This window comes from Collimonas sp. OK412 (assembly GCF_900112135.1).
GTDB classification, from domain to species: Bacteria; Pseudomonadota; Gammaproteobacteria; order Burkholderiales; family Burkholderiaceae_D; genus Collimonas; species Collimonas rhizosphaerae.
This window is the reverse complement of record NZ_FOLC01000001.1, coordinates 174520-193299: the sequence shown is the minus strand read 5'-3', so window position 1 is coordinate 193299 and position 18780 is coordinate 174520. Positions and strand designations below refer to the sequence as shown.

General features: G+C 62.8%; 3 protein-coding genes. All 3 read left to right on the top strand.

Annotated features, from left to right (window positions below; translation table 11 throughout):
* The first annotated feature begins 281 nt into the window (after nt 1-281).
* The 3 genes from BM062_RS00750 (at nt 282) to BM062_RS00740 (ending at nt 18679) form a co-directional block, all read left to right on the top strand.
* Nucleotides 282-8120, top strand: coding sequence for a SpvB/TcaC N-terminal domain-containing protein (locus BM062_RS00750; protein WP_092392092.1), 7839 nt, complete (start codon nt 282-284; stop codon nt 8118-8120).
* A 106-nt stretch (nt 8121-8226) separates the two neighbouring features.
* Nucleotides 8227-18420: a Tc toxin subunit A-related protein gene (locus tag BM062_RS00745; RefSeq protein ID WP_092392090.1), complete on the top strand. Its 10194-nt coding sequence runs from the start codon at nt 8227-8229 to the stop codon at nt 18418-18420.
* A complete protein-coding gene (locus tag BM062_RS00740) occupies nt 18410-18679 on the top strand; it encodes a hypothetical protein (protein WP_092392088.1) in 270 nt (89 codons plus the stop codon). Before BM062_RS00745 ends, BM062_RS00740 begins: the two co-directional genes overlap by 11 nt.
* The last annotated feature ends 101 nt before the right edge of the window (nt 18680-18780 follow it).

Below are 18780 nucleotides of genomic sequence, written 5' to 3'. Positions count from 1 at the left end.
ATCTCACCCCCTTCCGGCGAGTGCGCTTGACTGGTTTCGGGCCGCGCCAGTGCAAAAAAAAACGGTAGAAATAGCGGCCGGCATGTACCGCGCCGACATCAGCCTTCCCCGGATTTCCAAGTACAAATTATCTTTTTTTCTTATCTTGCAAAAGGGCAATACTCGACCTATATTTTTACGGAGGTCACCACAACCGCATCGTGACCGGATCGAACAAAACATCTTGACCAACGTCGGCGACGTGTCAGGACTGTGATTGGACATGATTCAATGGAGAGCCAATGGCAGCTGGCACTGCATCTGACGTGGACGCTACGGATCCGGCACAGGCCCAGCTCGGTCCAACGGCGCCGCAGCTGAACCTGCCCAAGGGCGGTGGCGCGATCCGCGGCATCGACGAGAAATTCGCCGCCAATCCGGTTACCGGGACCGGCTCCCTGGCGGTGGCAATTGCCGTCAGTCCCGGCCGTTCCGGTTTTACTCCGCAACTCACCCTGACGTACGATTCGGGCGGCGGCAATGGCGTTTTCGGCATCGGCTGGGGCTTATCCCTGATGGCGATCACGCGCCGTACCGACAAAGGCATTCCACGTTACCTGGACTGCGAGGAAAGCGATATTTTCGTTCTGTCTTCGGCAGAAGACCTGGTGCCGATACTGGTACCTGACGCTGCGGGCCGCTGGATCCACGATGAACACCAGTACGACGGTTACCGCATCAAACGCTATCGCCCGCGCATCGAAGGCGGCTTTGCCCGCATCGAACGCTGGACTAGGCTGACCGATGGCGATACGCACTGGCGCAGCATCTCCAGGAACAACACGTTCACTGTCTACGGCATCGATAGCGCCTCGCGCATCTCCGATCCGGCCGACCCGAAACATGTATTCAGCTGGCTCGCCTGTCAGAGCTATGACGATAAAGGCAACGCCATCATCTACGACTATGCTGCCGAAAACGACGACGGCATAGCCTGCAACCTGTCCAATGAACGCAACCGCATAAGGTCGGCGAACCGCTATCCCAAGCGGATCCGCTACGGCAACCGGCTGCCTCTGCTGCTGGCCCCCGAAAATCCCGGCTTCCGTAGTGCTTGCCTGCCCGCCTGGCATGAGCTCGATTCGATGCCATGGCTGTTTGAGGTTGTATTCGATTACGACCAAGGCCATTACCGCGAGGATGCCGCCGACCAGGAGCAGCGCATCCTGGCGCACGCAAGCCCGGGCGCCGTCTGCACCTGGCCGGTACGCAAGGACCCGTTCTCCAGTTATCGCTCAGGTTTCGAGATACGCACCTGCCGCCTCTGCCGGCGAGTGCTGATGTTTCATCATTTCCGCGACGAACTGGGCGTCGACGCTTGCCTGGTGCGCTCGACCACATTCGCATACCGCGAAGCCGGCAGCGGCACTTTCATAGCCAGCATCAGGCAAGCGGGGCACAAGCTTGAGGAAGACCTGCGATACCTGACACGCTCATGGCCGCCCTTGGAGTTTTCATATACGGTAAGTCCGCTTGAAGATGGCGGTTTTGACGGCTTCCAGCTTGAAACAGTGACTGCGGACAGCCTGGCCAACTTGCCGCAGGGCGTCGACGGCAACGACTATCACTGGCTGGATCTCGATGCGGAGGGAATCCCAGGCGTTCTAAGCGAACAGGATGACGCCTGGTTCTACCAACCGAACAACGGCAAGGGCCGCTTCGGCGCCGTCGAAATGCTCAAGTCGCAACCGTCGCTCGGCGCGCTCGGTGGCGGCGCGCAAATGCTGATGGATGTTGCCGGTGACGGCAATCTCGACCTGGTCGACCTGGGATCGCCGACTGCTGGCTTTCATGAACGCTCAGCCGATTCCGGCTGGATTGGCTTTCGGGCCTTTCTCTCGCTCCCGCTCAGGGATTGGAGCGATCCTAACCTGCGTTTCGTCGACCTGACCGGCGATGGCGTCGCCGACGTACTGGTCACCGAAAACGACGCCATGACCTGGCACCCATCCCTGCTCAAGGATGGTTTTGGTCCGGGAATACGGGTGCGTTTGCCGCTAGATGAAGAATTGGGGCCGCGCGTCGTATTTTCCGATCCTGCGCAAACCATCTACCTGGCCGACATGTCCGGCGACGGCTTGTCCGACATCCTGCGCATCCGCAATAGCCAGGTCTGTTACTGGCCCAATCTCGGCTACGGCCGCTTCGGCGCCAAGATCACCATGGACAACGCACCACGCTTCGACATGCCGGATCTGTTCGAGCAAAGCCGCATCCGCCTGGCCGACACCGACGGTTCCGGCACCTCGGATATCATCTATCTGGCCAAGGACGGCGTGCGGATTTTCCTGAACCAGGCCGGCAACAGCTGGAGCGATGCACGCCATCTGCCGTGCTTTCCCGCCATCGACAACCTGGCGTCGGTCGCGGTCACAGACTTCCTTGGGCGCGGCACGGCCTGCCTGCTCTGGTCCTCGCCGTTGCTACGCGAGAACCGGCGCCAGTTGCGCTATATAGACCTGATGTGCGGCCAGAAGCCGCATCTGCTGGCAAGCGCTACCAACCATCTAGGCGCCGAAACCCGCATCGAATACGCCTCTTCGACGGAGTTCTACCTGGACGACAAAGCTCACTGCCATCCCTGGATCAGCAAGCTTCCATTCCCGGTCCACGTAGTGAGCCGGGTGGAAACCTACGACTATGTGAGCCGCAATCGCTTCGTGAGCCGTTACAGCTATCACCACGGTTTTTACGACGGCGTCGAGAGAGAGTTTCGCGGCTTCGGCCGGGTCGACCGGCTTGACACCGAGGAATTCGCAACGCTATCGGCCAGCGGACATTTCCCGCAAGCGCTCAACCTGGACCAAAGCTCGCATGTGCCGCCGGTCCTGACCAAGACCTGGACCCATACCGGCGTCTATGCGAACGGGGCTGCCGTTGCCCGGCACCTGGCGCATGAATACTACTGCGAAGGTACAGGAAAAAAAGGCGAAGCGAGGCTGTCCGCCGCGCAAATCCATGCAATGCAGCTGACCGATACTATCCTCCCCGAAAATCTAACGCCTGGCGAAGCGCGCGAAGCCTGCCGCTCGCTCAAGGGAGCTACCTTGCGCCAGGAAATATATGCCCTGGACGGCAAGGATGAGTCGGACCGTCCTTATACCGTGATTGAAAACAACTACACTATCCGCACCATACAGCGACGGCACGGCAACCGGCACGCCGTGTTTTTCACGCATGCGCGTGAGGCGCTCAGCTTTAACTACGAGCGCAAGCTATATCATGTCGATGGCTGCAAGCGCGCCGATCCGCGCGTGTCGCATGGCGTCACGCTGGCGGTGGACGATTTCGGCAATGTACTGCAATCCGTGGCGATCACCTATGGCCGCAGGTTCGCGGATCCGTCCCCCATGCTGAGCAGTGCCGATCACGAGCAGCAAACGCAGATCCTGCTGACCCTGAGCGAGAACAGCTACACCAATGCATTGCAGGAAAAAACCGCCTATCGCACTCCGCTGATTGCTGAAACGCGGCACTATCAGCTGCTTGGTTTCCATCCGGAACGCCGCATCACCGCGATAACCAATCTGTTAAGCTTCGATGAACTGGCGCTGCAGGTGCGGCGCGCCGGCGATGGCAAGCATGATTTGCCGTTCGAGGATACGTGGGCGGAAGGCGCGATTGAACGCCATCCGTATCGACGCCTGCTAAAGCAAAACCGCAATTTTTACCGCAGCAACCGCCTCGACCGATTGCTTCCTCTAGGCAAGCTTGAATCGCTGGCTTTGCCGGGAAACAGCTATGCGCTAGCATTCAGTTCGACTTTGCTGCAAAAAACCTATGTGCGCCACGACACTCCTCAGGCAGCGACAGTGTTGCTGCCTGAACCGGCACAGGTATTAAGCAGCCGGCAAGAGGATGGTGGCGGTTACGTAGACCTGGATGGCGACGGCCGCTGGTGGGTATGCGGGAATCGCGTCTATTTTCATCCCGGCCTTGAGGCCGATGCCGCGCTTGAACTGGCGCAGGCGCTCAGACACTTCCTGCTGCCGCGCCGCTATGAAGATCCCTTCGGGCAAAGCGGTGTCGTCGATTTCGACATTTACGACATGCTATCCATACGGACGATAGACGCACTCGGCAATACCGTTCACGCCGAAAACGACTACCGGACGCTGCAGCCCCGCCTGTTGACCGACCCGAACGGCAATCGCTCGGCGGTTGCATTCGATGCGCTCGGACTGGTGGCCGGTTCGGCGCTGATGGGCAAGGTTACGCAGAACCTGGGCGATTCTCTGCATCAGTTCCGCAGCGACCTGACCCGATCGGAAATTGCCCAGTTCTATGCTGACCCAGGCGGCGCCCCGGCGTACGCCCTGCTCGGCCAGGCATCGGTGCGTATCGTCTACGACGCCGATCGTTTTTATCAAAGCGAAAACAACGCTTCCGACAGGCATCGGCAAGAGCAGCCAGCCTTTTCCGCAACGCTGGCGCGCGAAACCCACGTAAGCGACCTGACCGCGGGCCAGGCCACCCGGATCCAGGTCGGTTTCAGCTATTCCGACGGTTTCGGCCGCGAGATCCAGAAAAAAACACAGGCAGACCCAGGCCCCGTAGCCGGTATCGAAACGCCGCTCGATACGCGCTGGCTTGCCAGCGGCTGGACCATATTCAACAACAAGGGCAAAGCAGTCCGGCAATATGAAGCCTTTTTCGACGACAGCCATGTGTTCAGGTTCGGCAATCAAGCAGGCGTCAGCCCCATCTTGATCTACGATGCGGTCGGCCGCGCGCTGGCGACTGTCAATCCCGACCATAGCTGGCAAAAAATAGTCTACGACCCGTGGCGACAGGAAAACTGGGATGCCAGCGACACCGTGCTGGTGGCGGACCCGAAGGCCGATCCGGATGTCGGCGACTTTTTCCGCCGCTTGCCTGATGCCAGCTACCTGCCTAGCTGGTATCAATCTAGCTGCGACGGCAAGCAAGGCGAGTGGCGCCAGCAGGCAGCGCGCAAGTCGGCATTGCACGCCGGCACGCCAGGCATTGCCTGTTTCGACTCGCTGGGCCGCATGTTCCTGAACATCGCCCACAATCGCTTTGCGCGCGAGGGCAATCCCGGCGCGCCCCCGATAAAAGAAGAGTTCTACCTGAGCCGAGTGCGCTTTGACATCGAAGGCAATCAGCGCGAGGTGTTTGACGCCAGGCAGCGCCTTGTCATGCGCTGCGATTATGACCAGCTCGGCAAGCGCCTGCACCAGGCCAGCATGGATGCCGGCGAGCGCTGGATGCTCAATGACGTGAGCGGGAAATCGATTCGTGCCTGGGATAGCCGCGGACAACAATTCCGCGCCAGCTACGACGCTTTACGGCGCCCCGACGCAGCGTTCCTGCGCCAGGACCAGGGGAAGGAATTGATGGTCGGGCGCACTATCTACGGCGAGACACGTGCAGATGCAGTGACCGCCAATCTGCGCGGTAAAGCGATACAGGTGTTCGACCAGGCCGGACTGGTATCAAGTGAAGAATACGATTTCAAAGGCAATTTGCTGCGTAGCAGGCGCCAGATCGCCTGCGACTATAAAACGATCCTGGACTGGTCCGCCCAGGCCGGGCTGGAACCTGCCGCCTACGACAGTTACAATCGCTACGATGCGCTCAACCGCCCGATAGAAATTGGCAAGGCAGACCGCAGCATCATCTATCCCCGCTACAACCGCAGGAGTCAGCTGCAAGAGGTAGCGGCACGGCTGCGCGGATCTGCCGCAACGACACCGTTTATCACGCATATCGATTATGACGCCAAGGGCCAGCGCAGCAGCATCACCTATGGCAACGGCGTCAGCACGCGCTATGAATACGATGCACAGACCTTCCGCCTGGTCCATCTGCACAGCCGGCGGCAGGCAGCCGCCTTTCCCGGCGACTGTCCGGCAACGCCGCCAATCGGCTGGCCCGGTTGCCGGATTCAAAGCTTGCACTACAGCTACGATGCCGCAGGCAATATCACGCACATCCAGGACGATGCCCAACAGACTGTCTATTTCCGTAACCGGCGCGTCGATCCGAGCAACGACTATACCTACGATGCGCTGTACCGGCTGATCGAAGGCCGTGGCCGCGAACACCTCGGTCAGATCGGCGGCCCTGCAACGCCATACTCCAGCGACGCTTCGCCGCAAGCAGCCCTGCTGCAGCCCGGCGACGGCAACGCCATGGCCAGGTATGTAGAACAATACGACTACGATGCCGCCGGCAACCTGCTGGACATGCGGCACCGCGGCGCCGAGCCGGCGCAGGCCGGATGGCATCGCAGCTATGCATACCAGGAATCCAGCCCGCTGGAGCCTGGAAAACTGAATAATCGTCTGAGCAGCACGCAACTTGGCGACAGCACGCAGCGCTACAGCTATGGCGACATAGCCGGCCGCCACGGCAACATCACGGCGATGCCGCATCTGCCACTGATGCAATGGGACTATCGCGACCAGCTGCAAATGTCGGCGCAACAGGTAGTCCGCGACGGCGCGGCCGGCCGCACCTGGTATGTGTATGACGCCAGCGGCCAGCGCATACGCAAGGTGACCGAACTCTGCGGCACGGCCGAAGCAGGCGCAGCGCCGGCGCCATGGAAAGAACGCCTGTACCTGGACGGCTGTGAAATATACCGCGAATACGCCGGGCATGGCGAGGCGGCTGCCGTCAGCCTGGAACGCGAGACGCTGCACATCATGGACGACAAGCAGCGGATAGCCATGGTGGAAACGCGCAGCAAAGGCGACGACGATTCTCCTCTGCAACTGATTCGCTACCAGTTCAACAACCATCTCGGCTCGTCGAGCATCGAGCTGGACCCGCACGCCAGAATCATTTCGTACGAAGAATACAGCCCCTACGGCAGCACCACTTACCAGGCGCTGCGCAGCCGCAGCGAGACGCCTAAGCGTTATCGCTACACCGGCAAGGAGCGCGACGAGGAAAACGGCCTGTATTACCACGGTGCACGTTACTGCGCCTCCTGGCTGGCGCGCTGGCTGAGTCCCGATCCGCAAGGAATAACTGACGGCACCAATTTGTATGCGTATGCCCGCAACAATCCAATTGCCTACACGGATCCGACCGGCCTCGAATGCGACCCGGAAACACAATCCTGCGTCGATCCCGAAGCCTCTACCGCACGCGAAGAAAACGTGCAGGCATGCCTTCCGGAAGAACATCCGGCCGGCGACAGCGCGGGGTCTGTCGCCGACGCTGCACCCGTCGCTCCGCCTGCGGCTGAAAAACGGTTTTCTTTCGTCGCTGCAGACGGCACTACCCATGGTTTCGACACTTACGAAGAAGCCAGCGCCTTTGCCGAGACCGATCGTGCTGCCCATGATCCGGGCGCCTGGCAAAATTTCAAGGACTGGGTCAACCGGCCAGACCCATTCGCTTCCGGCGACCGGCTGGGCGTGCCAGGCCTGGTCACCGTGGGTGCAGCGGGGGTGGTTCTGAGCGGCGCTGGAACCGTGGTGACAACAGTGCTGGCTCGGGCTGCGCCATATGCTCGCGTGGCCGCCGTCGCTTCCACGCCATTCCTGGTCAAGAGCAGCGATGACGCCGAAGGCATGGGCCAAGTCGCCACGATAGCCTCTTTCGGCATCTGCGGACCGGTAGCGCCCCTGGAAGGCGCAGCGCTGGAAGGGACAGTGCTGGAGGGCGCCGTGGTGCTGCAAGACGCCAATCGTGCACGCGAAATAGGACTCGAATTTTATGAGGTCGCCTCACCCAAGATCCAAGCCACGCTGAGCGCGCCGCGCTTGCCCGTCACGTTTTCAACCGTGACGCGGGAAGGCGTGACTATTGTCAACGTCAACAATCCGCGCGTATATGAAGCATTCCTGCAAGCGACGGAAGAAGGATCGGTAGTGCTGCGGCCTGGCGAGATCGTCGGCAGTCCGCCCTTCAGGTCTGGCCTGGTGCCGCACCCTGATTGGCGCTCGGCTTACATGCATGCGGAAACCCAGGGCGAACTTGAACTTGGGGAGATCTTCGATCTGCACGGCCCGGGCAGCGCTTCCAGTTTCCCGAATCCGGGATGCGACTACTGCGTGCCCTGGCTCGATAGCCGCGGCATCGTCCACGTCAATCCGAAGCCATGAGCGCATGAACCGGATGTATTACCGCAAACGCTGATCCGACGTACGGGACCGCAAGTATTTTTTTCGAGACACAGCTTGATGCCAGGCATTTCCAAAGGAGTCTTTCATGTCGACCTTGATCATCATCCGCCTGCATCCCGACAAGCCTGTTGCCGGAACCGACTTCACTGCTTACCTCAGCGGACTGACCGTCACCGCCTACGATCTCTCCACCGGCGATCCCAAGGTCGGCACCAAGGTCGGCAGCGCCAGCTACCTGGCGCCGCCGACGCCCGCCACGCCATGGCTGCCCGATCCTGCCGCGCGCATCGTCCAGCATTTCACCATGCCGCCCCTGCCGTTCCTGCCCACTCAGGAAGCGGTGGCGACAGCGGTCATCGAAGTGACCTCGCTGCCGCCCGGCTACAAGGAATACGTGTCGCCGGACCTGCGCCTCGAGATCAGCCGCGGCGGCGCCACGGTGTCCGACAAAAATTTCTATTACGACGTCGTCACCGTGCCCGGACCGGTCCCGCCCAGCGTCGATTTCCCGCTGGCGCCGGCAAACATCGTGGCGCTCTACCTCAAGCTGCCGCGCCCGGTTGCGCCCGGCCTGGCGTCGCTCGACCTCAACGACGATGGCAGCCTGCCGAACTACGCGGCCTTGAAGGCTGCTGTCAGCGCAGTGCTGGCGCTGGACCAGGGCCCGGTGCCGGCGCTGGCCGCGCTCAGCCCGGCGCAAGCCCGCCATATTGCCTATGAAATCGTATGGGGGCCGCAAGATCCGCTGCCGGCGCCGCCGTCCAACAACGTCCCGGCATACTGGGACGACATCGGCGCCTTGTATTCCTCGGAGGTCAACGACGCCAGCCTGGGCAACCAGCTGGAACAGAACCGCCAGCAATTCGAGGGCAACCTCAACAGCTACTACGCGATACACAATGCCAAGGTCGACCGGCTGGCGCGCTTCATCTATGCGCTGAGCATGGCGCTGGCTTGTGAAAACCTGAGCAAGAACGCGGCAACGGCGCTGCTGCAATTCCCGGTCAATCCGGGCACCGTCGGGCTGCAGACCACCATCAGTTCCGCGTCGGTGGTGCTGGTCGACAGCGGTGGCGGCGGTGGCCCGCTGGCGCCGCCGTTCCTGGTGCCGGCCGAGTATTTTTATGTCCTCGGCGCCCAGCTGCCGGTGCAGATGACTGCCAGCCAGCGGTTCCTGATGGCGGTGCGCGATAACCAGGAACGCCTGCTGCCGATCCTGACCGCCGCGGTCGACGACGGCGCCCTGGCGCCGCTGCCGGCCGTCAATCCGGCGCAAGCCGTGCGCCGCCTGAGCGCATTGACTCCGGCTTCCGACAGCGTGGCGCCGCAATGCAAGCTGGATGCAGCCGTGCTGCCGCTGGTCAACGACTGGCTGGCGTTTCCGAACGCGGCCAGCTGGCGCGACTACCAGGCGAGCGACGATGCGGTCAAGTTCTGGGCCCCGGAACTGATCGCCAAACCGCTGCCCTACCTGCACTTGGTGCTATGCGCGCTGACGCGCGATTTCACTGCGCTCGTCAACGCCATCCTGGCGCTCCCGGTCGCTTCGGTGGCCGCGCTCGCGGCGCTGGATGAAACGCAATGGAAGAACCTGTTCGGAACGCCGCCCAACCTGGCCCTGCTGCCGCCATTCACCGCGCCCGGCACGCCCGAGGCGCGGGTGGCGGCATTTATCCGTTACGTGCAGAAATTCTTCGACATGTCGTCCGGCGTGGGGCCGATGCCGGTTCCGGCGCCGGGTGCGCCGCCGCTGCTGGACTTGCCGACCGACGACCTGGTCGCGCAGTTCGTGGCGGCTTACGGCGTACCCTTGTTCACCTTCGGCGCCGGCCCGCTGAACGCAAGCCAGGTCGAGGCTGCCGTGCAGTCGGTCTGCCCCGGCGATCCTGCCGCCCAGTCCTGGCTCAGTCAGCGGGTGAACGCGATCAACGATCTGTGCCAGCTGGCGAGCGTGGCGTCGAACGTCACGCCGCCGGCGCCAAGCCTGGCTTTTTCGGTAGCGGAAGCCTTGTACGCGCGCGGCTTCACCAGCGCGCAAGACATACAGCCGCTCAGCCTGGCCGATTTCAGCGACGCCCTGCGCGGCACGGTGGCGTTCGCGCAAGCGCCTGCCATCTACGCCAAGGCCGGCGCCAGCGGACCGTCGCCGACGCCGTCCCCGGGACCGTTCAAGCCGGTCAATCCCGGCTCGCTCGTCAATTGCGTCCCGCCCTGCCATCTGTCGCCGCTGGGGCCGGGGCAATACCTGCATGAGCTGCTGGCGCTGGCGGAAAGCTCGACCTGCAGGCAGCCGGTACCGGAAAATCCCAAGCAGACGCTGGCCGATGCAGTCGGCGCCAGGCGCGGTCCGTTGGGCGACCTTGCGGTTACCGCAGCCAATGCGGAAACCCAGATCCCGCTGGTCGATATCGTTAACGAGAACCTGGAATATCTTGCCGCCACCTTGCCGGCCGCTCCCGCCGGCGTAGTCTACGATACCGCCGAACTTCAGCTGAGCGGCCACAAGCTCTGCACGCCGGATGTGGCCGATGACTGCCACCCTCCCGGCAAATTGCTGGAAGCGCTGCCGCAGCATTCAGCGCCGGCAGTCCCGGTCGAACAGCCGGGAGCCTACGACAAGCTCAAGCTGGATTTTTCGGCGCCGTCGCTGCCCTATTCCGAACCGCTGGCCATCTGCCGCAGCTACCTGGACCACTTCGGCAGCTGCCGCTTTGAAACGATGCGGACGTTTCGCCGCGAAATCACCGAGTTCGCGCTGGACGCCAGCCTGCCGGCGCCGCTTTTCCAGAGCCATCTCTGGCGCTATCCGGTACGCATAGACATCGCCATCGAGTACCTGCAGCTCAACCCCGAAGAATACGAGCTGCTGTTCACCAAGGACATCGCCGACGTCCCGACCCCGGGACAGCTGGTGCTCTACGAACTGTACGGTTTCGACAGCCCCAGCCCGGGCGGCGTCGACTGGCGCTACAGCGTGCTGTTGCTACCCGAGTTCCTCAAGCGCACCGGCCTGAGCTATTGCGAACTGGTCGACTTGCAAAAGGCCAGGTGCTTTGACTTCCAGGCGCTGCAGCAACAGCGCACAGTCCCCGGCAGGACCAATGCCGGCGGCAGCGCCGACACCGGCGACAAGGGCCTGCTGCCCGACTGCGAACCGTGTTGCCTGGAACACTACCGGATCCGCTTTGCCCATCCGGCGGACCAGACCGAAGCCCTGCGCAAGCTGGCGGTGTTCCTGCGCCTGTGGCGCAAGCTGCAAGAGGTGTGCGGCGCGCGCTACACTTTTGCGCAGCTGTGCGATATCTGCGAAGTCTTGCAGCTGTTTACCGGTCCTTCGGTCAACCCCGGATTCATACGCCAGCTGGTCGCATTCCAGATGCTCAGGGACCAGTTCCGCCTGAAGCTGGACGACGGCAGCCATATCGCCGGCACCCACGGCGCCGAGCGCAGCCATCTGCTGGCCCTGTGGGTCGGCCCTGCCGCCAGCAAGTGGGATTGGGCGATCGGGCTGCTGCTGGCCAGCGTCCAGCAATTCGCAAAATCCCACCACGCGTGCCATGAACGCGCGCCGCATTTCATCAAGCTGCTGGCTCGCAACCTGGACCAGCTGTCGGCCCTGGCCGGCTTCGACCCGGCGCTGGCGACCGACACCTGGCACGCCAGGCCGTGCAACACCCTGCGCTTCGCCGAGATCCTGGCGAAAATCTATGCCTCCCGTTTTGGCGTCGGCGAGATCATGTATCTGTTCAGCGCCGACAACCACCTGGACGGCGACGATCCGTTTCCCCTGCAAGACCAGAATGAAGCGCTCGATACTCCGCTCGACATGCCGGAAGACGACCATGCCCATGCGCTATGGGTATTGCGGCGCGAACTGCTGGCGGCGGAAGTCAGCGACGACGAAATCCACAAATGGAGCTGGCGCCGGATCGAGGCCGCGATCAGGGATGAATTCGGCTATGCGGTAGCCCCGGGCGACACCGATTACCTGGCTTCGCTTGGACAACATTTCTTCCCGGCGACGCTGGAGCACGCCGGCATCGCAATCGCTCCGGCGGACCGGCAATACCGGGTCAGCCTTGCCGCGGCGTCGCCTGCGATGTGGAACATCCCGCCCGACGGCCCGTTCCGCTATGACGCCGCGGCCAGCGAACTGTGGACCGAGCTGCCGCTGCGCGACCAGGCGGTGATAGAGAAGTTCGAACACCTGCGTGACCTGGTCCCGGCAGAGCAGTCGGCAGTGCAAGACCTGTATCACATGCCGCGCGTCGACCTGGCGCCTTTTGCCTGCTTTTTCCCGGACTTCGCCGCCGCCGAGGCGCACCTGGTCGAAGAACCCGACGAAGAACAGCGCTGGACCTGGTTCCGCCGGCACTTCGCCCTGGCCTACAAGCGCTCTCATATGATCGCCGCCCATCTTGTGCAGCATGTCGCAGCCGCCGCCGACGATGAATGGGAAAACGGCAGCCCGGCCGCCTGGCTGGTGCTGAGAAACCTGTTTGCCGATGAAAACCGAGCAAAGACCACCTGGGAAGACGATTCCGGCGCCATGCCTGAACTGAGCATGAAGCCTTTGCCCAGCGGCGGCGGCTTTGCGGCCCTGCTCGGCCTGGCCGGCACCGGCCTGCTTGGCGAGTTCCGGCGCGGCGGCGGCGCCCTGGCCTGGCGCGAAGTGCGCGGGCCGATGCAAGCCTTCGGCCATGAACGAGACCACCACAACGCGCCGTTGCCGACCATGCTGCCGGCGATGGACCTGGCGCTGACGCCGCAGCAGCTCAGGCTGATCGAAGTGCGCAACGGCTTCGCCATCCAGGACCGGCACGGCAAGGACCTGGGCGGCGCGGAAGAATTCCAGGTCAAGTGGTCCGGCGTACTGCTGGTCGACGACGACGGCCGCTACCGCTTCACGGCAGGCGCCCCGACTCCCGATGGGGAAGAGCCGGATCAGGAACGCGCAGAACGCTGCCACTGGCGGGTAACGCTCAGCCGCGGCCAGAAAACCTGGATCGTGCTGTGCCATTGCTGGCCGGACGAGCACGGCCTGGCCGAATCTTCGCTGCAGCTGAAGCGCGGCGCCTATGGCATCTCGGTGGAATTCATGCAGCCGGCGCCGGATTTCCCCGGCGTCGACGACTTGCATCGGCAGCATACCGGCTTCCAGGTCAAATACGCCGGACCCGACACCGGCGGCCAGCCGCAGGCCCTGCCGCTGCGGCGCCTGTTCCGCGACGCCAAGGACGACAGCCTCGGCCAGGATTTGCCGCTGGCCGAAAACGGCGCCGCCGCACAATTGCTGAAACTGCAGTACACCAGCACCCTGCGCGACATCCGCCGCACCTACCAGCGCGCTTTCAAGGCCCTGCTGCTGGCGCATCGTTTTGGCTTGTCGGGCCATCCGGCAGCGCCTTACCGCCAATCCGAGCTGGGTTATATCCTGGACCATGCCGACCTGTTCGCCGGCGTCAGCTACTATCGCAATCCGGCGCCGTTCGCCCGCCACGCAGTCAATTTCGATTTCAACTTCCTGCCGCTGAACGATCCCTTCCATGCGCCGTCGCCGGCCCAGGACCTGCGCGTGGCGCCGTCAGCCAAGCGCGAGCAGGCATTGTTCGACTGGTGGGAAAGAATGTTCGATTACACCCGCATGCGTCACGACTGCGAACGGACCAAGGAGCGGCCGGTGTGGCTGGTGTTTGAAGAAGCGCTGGAGAAACAGCCGGACAATCCGGCGCAACTGCTGCGGCACCTGGCGATAGATCTGCGCCACGCCGGACTCGTGCTCAGCTATTTCCAGGCGCAGGCGACGCCAGTCTATGCCGTCACCACTGCCGACCTGGAAGACGACCGCTGGACCGTGCGCGCCTGGCACGGCGACCGCTGGGTGCAGCGCCTGGTGCGACATTTCACGCCGCAGGATATCCGCAGCGCCAGACCCGACTTGTGGGCCGCCGACGATCCCGGCAGCCTGGTCGCCGCCGAAACCGAGACTGGCGACGCCAACCTGTCCGCCTTCCTGTGCGACGGCTGCCTGGAAAACGGCGAACCGCGCCGCTACGCTGACGTCAAGCAGCTTGACGACTGCCTGCGCGAATCCGCGCGTGCCGCCCTGCTGGCCTATCTGTGCGGCATGAACCGGGTGCCGCTGCCATGGGGCGGCGCCGCTGCATCGGCCAAGGATCTCAACGCATTGCTGTTGCTGGATGTGGAAGCCGGATTGTGCCAGCGCGCCAGCCGCATCGAAGAAGCCGTCTCTGCAGTCCAGAATTTCATCCAGCGAGCAAGGCTGGGGCTGGAACCGGGGTGGAGCGTCAATGCTGCTTTTGTCCAGCTGTGGAAACACGAATTCAGTTCGTTCCAGGTCTGGGAAAAATGCAAATGCCGCACGCTCTACAAGGAAAACTGGATCGACTGGGACGAATTGCAAAAGGCCAGGAAGATCGAAGCCTTCACCTTCCTTGAGGACGAGCTGCGCCGTTCCACCCTGACAATCGCGGCGCCGGGAGGACTGGAGTATTGGCCGGAAACGCTGCCGCCGGTGCATCCGGCGGTAACGCTGCTGCAGAAACGGGACGCTTCGACCCTGCGTCTGCTCAACCCGCCGCGCGAAGGCCTGGGCCTGCTCGGCAGGCCGGAGACGGATGCGCGGCCGGCGTGGCTGGCGCCGGATTCCGGCCAGCCGGGCGGCGCCGCCACGGTACCCGGCGGCAAACCGCAGCTGTCCGCCGCCGGCGCCAATGCCGCGGCAGGTCTTCCGGCGCAGGACAACACGGTGCAGGACAACGGCAAGCTGCCATTCTGGATCCAGGCGGCAATCCGCCTTGGCGCGCGTTTCATCCGCATCGCGGCCGGCAATGTCGCGCCTGCCGGCAGCGCATTCCGGCCCAGCGATTTCAGGCAAGAACCCGGCTGCTGCCAGGAATGCGGCTGCGAGCATCCGCCGCTGGTCGACGAGTACTATTTCTGGCTGGTCGGCTCGCAGATGTTCGATGCGCCCGACCAGGATGAATTTTATGACGCCACCCAGCAGGCATCGATTTACTGGCATGACGCCAGCCAGCTGCCGAAGCTGCTGGACTGGAAATCGGCGGCGGCAGCTCGCCTGGCGTGGTGCCGGGTGCATAACGGCCAATTCATGCAGCCGCGCCGTTCGGATCAGGTGCTTGAACTGAACCCAGGCGCCAGTCCCGACCTGGCGCTGGTCGGCAGGATCGGCGATTCCTTGACGCTGGCGGTGAACGGCGGCATTGCGCCAACCGGCCACGACGGCACGGATGCTCCCGGCTTCCGCTACGACCTGGCGGCAGACGCCTGCGTAGCCCTGCCGCTGGTCAGCGATCCGCCGGCCAGCGCAAGCCCTTATCCGGCAGGCTTGCCGGCCTATCCCTATTTTGCGTATGCGGAACCGGGCGGTCGCCTGTTCCCTGAGTCGCTGTTCAGCCCGGCGGTATCGGTAGCCGGCGTGCTGCGCTGCCATTGCCGTTTCGAGCCGGCGCTGAAATGGTACCAGCTGGTCGCAGATCCTCTGCGCAGCGACAACAGCTGGGTCCATTGTGCAACGGATACCCGCCCCAACCAGCCGCCGGACAGCAACATCCCGGGAACGATTTTTCCGGGAACCTTATCGGAACTGCCGCCTGCCGACCGCACGACGACGCCGGCTGTCCCTCGCTTGCCATCTGCAATGTGCTGCGACAGCACGTCGATTTCCGCGGCAACCGCGCGCAACCGCGCCGTCCTGCTGCACTACGTCGAAACACTGGTGGAGTGGTCGCGCGCCTTGCTGCGGCAAAATTCCAGGGAAGCCGCGCAACAGGCAAGGCTGATCCTGGATACCGCCGCCGGCATCCTCGGACCATGTCCGCGCAGCGCCGTCAGCCACGAACTGCCGGCGCCGCAAAGCGTCGCCACCTTCAAACCCCAGATTCCGCCGCTCAATCCGCGCCTGCTGGAACTTTATTGCCATGTCGGCGACCAGCTGTCGCTGGTGCACCGCTGCCTGAGCGGCGCCCGCCTGCGCAACGCCACGGCCGACTGCCGGCCGCCGTACTGGGGCCAAGATTCCTGCGACTGCGGTCCGGCCGCGCAGCGCGACGTCTGCGATGCGGGAGCAGAACCCTGCTGCGACGATGGCGACTGGTGCCGTCCGCACAGTCCCTATCGTTTTGTCTTCCTGGCGCAGAAGGCCCAGGAAGCAGCTGCCAAGGTGCGTGAACTGGGCGGCGCCCTGCTGTCAGCCTTCGACCGCGGCGACGCCGAATACCTGGCTTCGATGCGGGCCAGGCATGAGCAGCAGCTGGCGGACATGACGATCAAGGTGCGGCAAGACCAGTGGCGCGACGCCGACTGGCAAATCAAGGCGCTGGGAAAAACCAAGGAAGTCAACCAGTCCAACCGGCTGTATTACAAACACCTGATCGACACCGGCCTCAACAACGGCGAACTGAATTACCAGAGCAACACCAATACCTCCATCGACCTGCGTTCTTCGGCGATCCCGATCGAAGCTACCGGCGAGGCCATGCGCCTGATACCGGACCTGTTTGTCGGGTTCCCCTGTGAAGAAACCTGGCTGCCGCTGGGCACCAAGCTCGGCGAAATGTTCCAGGCCATCGCCCGCATTACCAATGAATTCGCGGAGATCGCCAGCGTCAACGGTAGCCTGGACCTGACCCAGGCCAGCTGGCAGCGCCGTCTCGACGACTGGGTGCACCAGGTCGAGATATTCGACATCGAGATCGAACAGATGGAAATCCAGATCCTGGGCGCCGAACGGCGCCGCAGCATGGCGCTGGAAGAACTGAATATCCAGCAGAACCAGCTTGAGCAGTCGCGTGAAATGCTGGATGCGCTGCGCGACAAGTTCACCAGCCACGAACTTTATCTCTACCTGCAGAAGGAGACCGCCGCCATCTATTGGAAAACCTATGAACTGGCGCGCCACCTCGCCGTCGAAGCGCAGCGAGCGTTCAATTTCGAACTAGGCTGCACGCAGCGCAACTTCCTCGGCAACGAGCATTGGGACAACCTGCATGAAGGCTTGCTCGCAGGCGACCGGCTGCAGCTTGGGCTGCAACGCATGGAAGCCGAATATGTCGATTGCAACCGGCGCGAATACGAGCTCACCAAGCACATCTCCCTGTCCCTGCATTTTCCGCTGCAGTTCCTGCGCCTGAAACTCACCGGAAGCTGCGAGATCGACATTCCCGAGTGGATGTTCGACATGGATTATCCAGGCCAGTACCTGCGCCGCATCAAGAACGTCAGCCTGACCATTCCTTGCGTCACCGGCCCCTATACGGGAGTGCATTGCCGGCTGACCTTGCTCAGCAGCCACACCAGGACCGACCCCTGCCTGCCGTGCCCGGCCACCGCCTGCTGCCACGGCCAGCCGCGCAACGCCTGCGGTTGCCAGCATCAGCCGCACGAGCACTACGAACCGTGCCACAACGACCCGCGCGTGACCAGGCACTACGGCGCGCGCGAGGCCATCGCGACATCCAGCGGACGCAACGATTCCGGCCTGTTCGAGCTGAATTTTCGCGATGAACGCCATCTCCCCTTCGAGTACCTCGGCGCAGTCAGCTGCTGGCGCATCGAGATGCCGCCGGAGAATAATTACTTCGACATGGATAGCCTGACCGACGTCGTGATGCACATGAACTACACCACGCGCGAAGGCGGCGATGCCTTGAGAGCGGCGGCGCGCGCCAGCGCCAGCCGGAAACTGCCGGGCAACGGCTGGATCCTGATCGACCTGCGCAAGGACTACCCTGACGCCTGGGAACAATTCCGCAACGCGCGCGAAAACCGCGAAGGAGAACGCAGCATGCAAGTGCAGCTGACGCGCAAGCTGTTCCCTTTCCTGCCGGCCGATCCGGTGCTGAAGATCACCAAGCTGGGAATCCTGTTCGAGACGGAAGAGCCTTGTGCGGTGGAATGCCCGGAAATCGAAGGATGCCCTTGCACGCATGCCGACCTGCGCGACAGCCACCTGCTGGAAGTGACGGTCGACCATGCGGACGACGACTGCGGCTGCGACGATGAAGACGAACTTGAAATCACCTGCGTGACCAGCGCCGACTGGCCCAAGCTGTATCACGGTGTCGCCGAGGTCGACATCGGTCCCATAGACAGCTGCCACAAGCACCGTTCCCTGACGCTGAGCGTCAACCGCCACGCCAGGAAAATGACACGCGCCTTCATGCTGTGCCGCTATGAGGCCGCTTGCGAATGCTGCGCAACCATGCCTCAGGCAAAGGAAGAATCCCATGCGTGCTAAGACCCCAGGCCCGACCGAGGCCATCGTGAAAAAATACCGGTTCGTCGTCGGCGTGAGCCTGGCGGCCCTGGAGCAAGACCTGAACCGCATGGTCGAGGATGAATTCGTCTTCGAGCTCAGGCAGGTCCTTTACGCGCAGGGAACCGGATTCATCGCCGTCATCGAGCACGCGGACAAGGATACCGAGCATCTGGACGAGACAACCGGGAAAACCGGGGAGATAAAAAAAACACCGCGCAAACTGCCGAAGAAACCTTGAAATTCGTTTGCCGCATTGCATTCAGTGAGCGTGTTCCGCGATGATGCAAGAAATATAATTTCCCTATGTTAGTCAGCGAACAGATAAATGCCCAACTCCTG

Coding starts and splice junctions, on each gene's coding strand:
- BM062_RS00750 (WP_092392092.1), top strand. CDS start 282: ATGGCAGCTGGCACTGCATCTGACGTGGACGCTACGGATCCGGCACAG.
- BM062_RS00745 (WP_092392090.1), top strand. CDS start 8,227: ATGTCGACCTTGATCATCATCCGCCTGCATCCCGACAAGCCTGTTGCC.
- BM062_RS00740 (WP_092392088.1), top strand. CDS start 18,410: ATGCGTGCTAAGACCCCAGGCCCGACCGAGGCCATCGTGAAAAAATAC.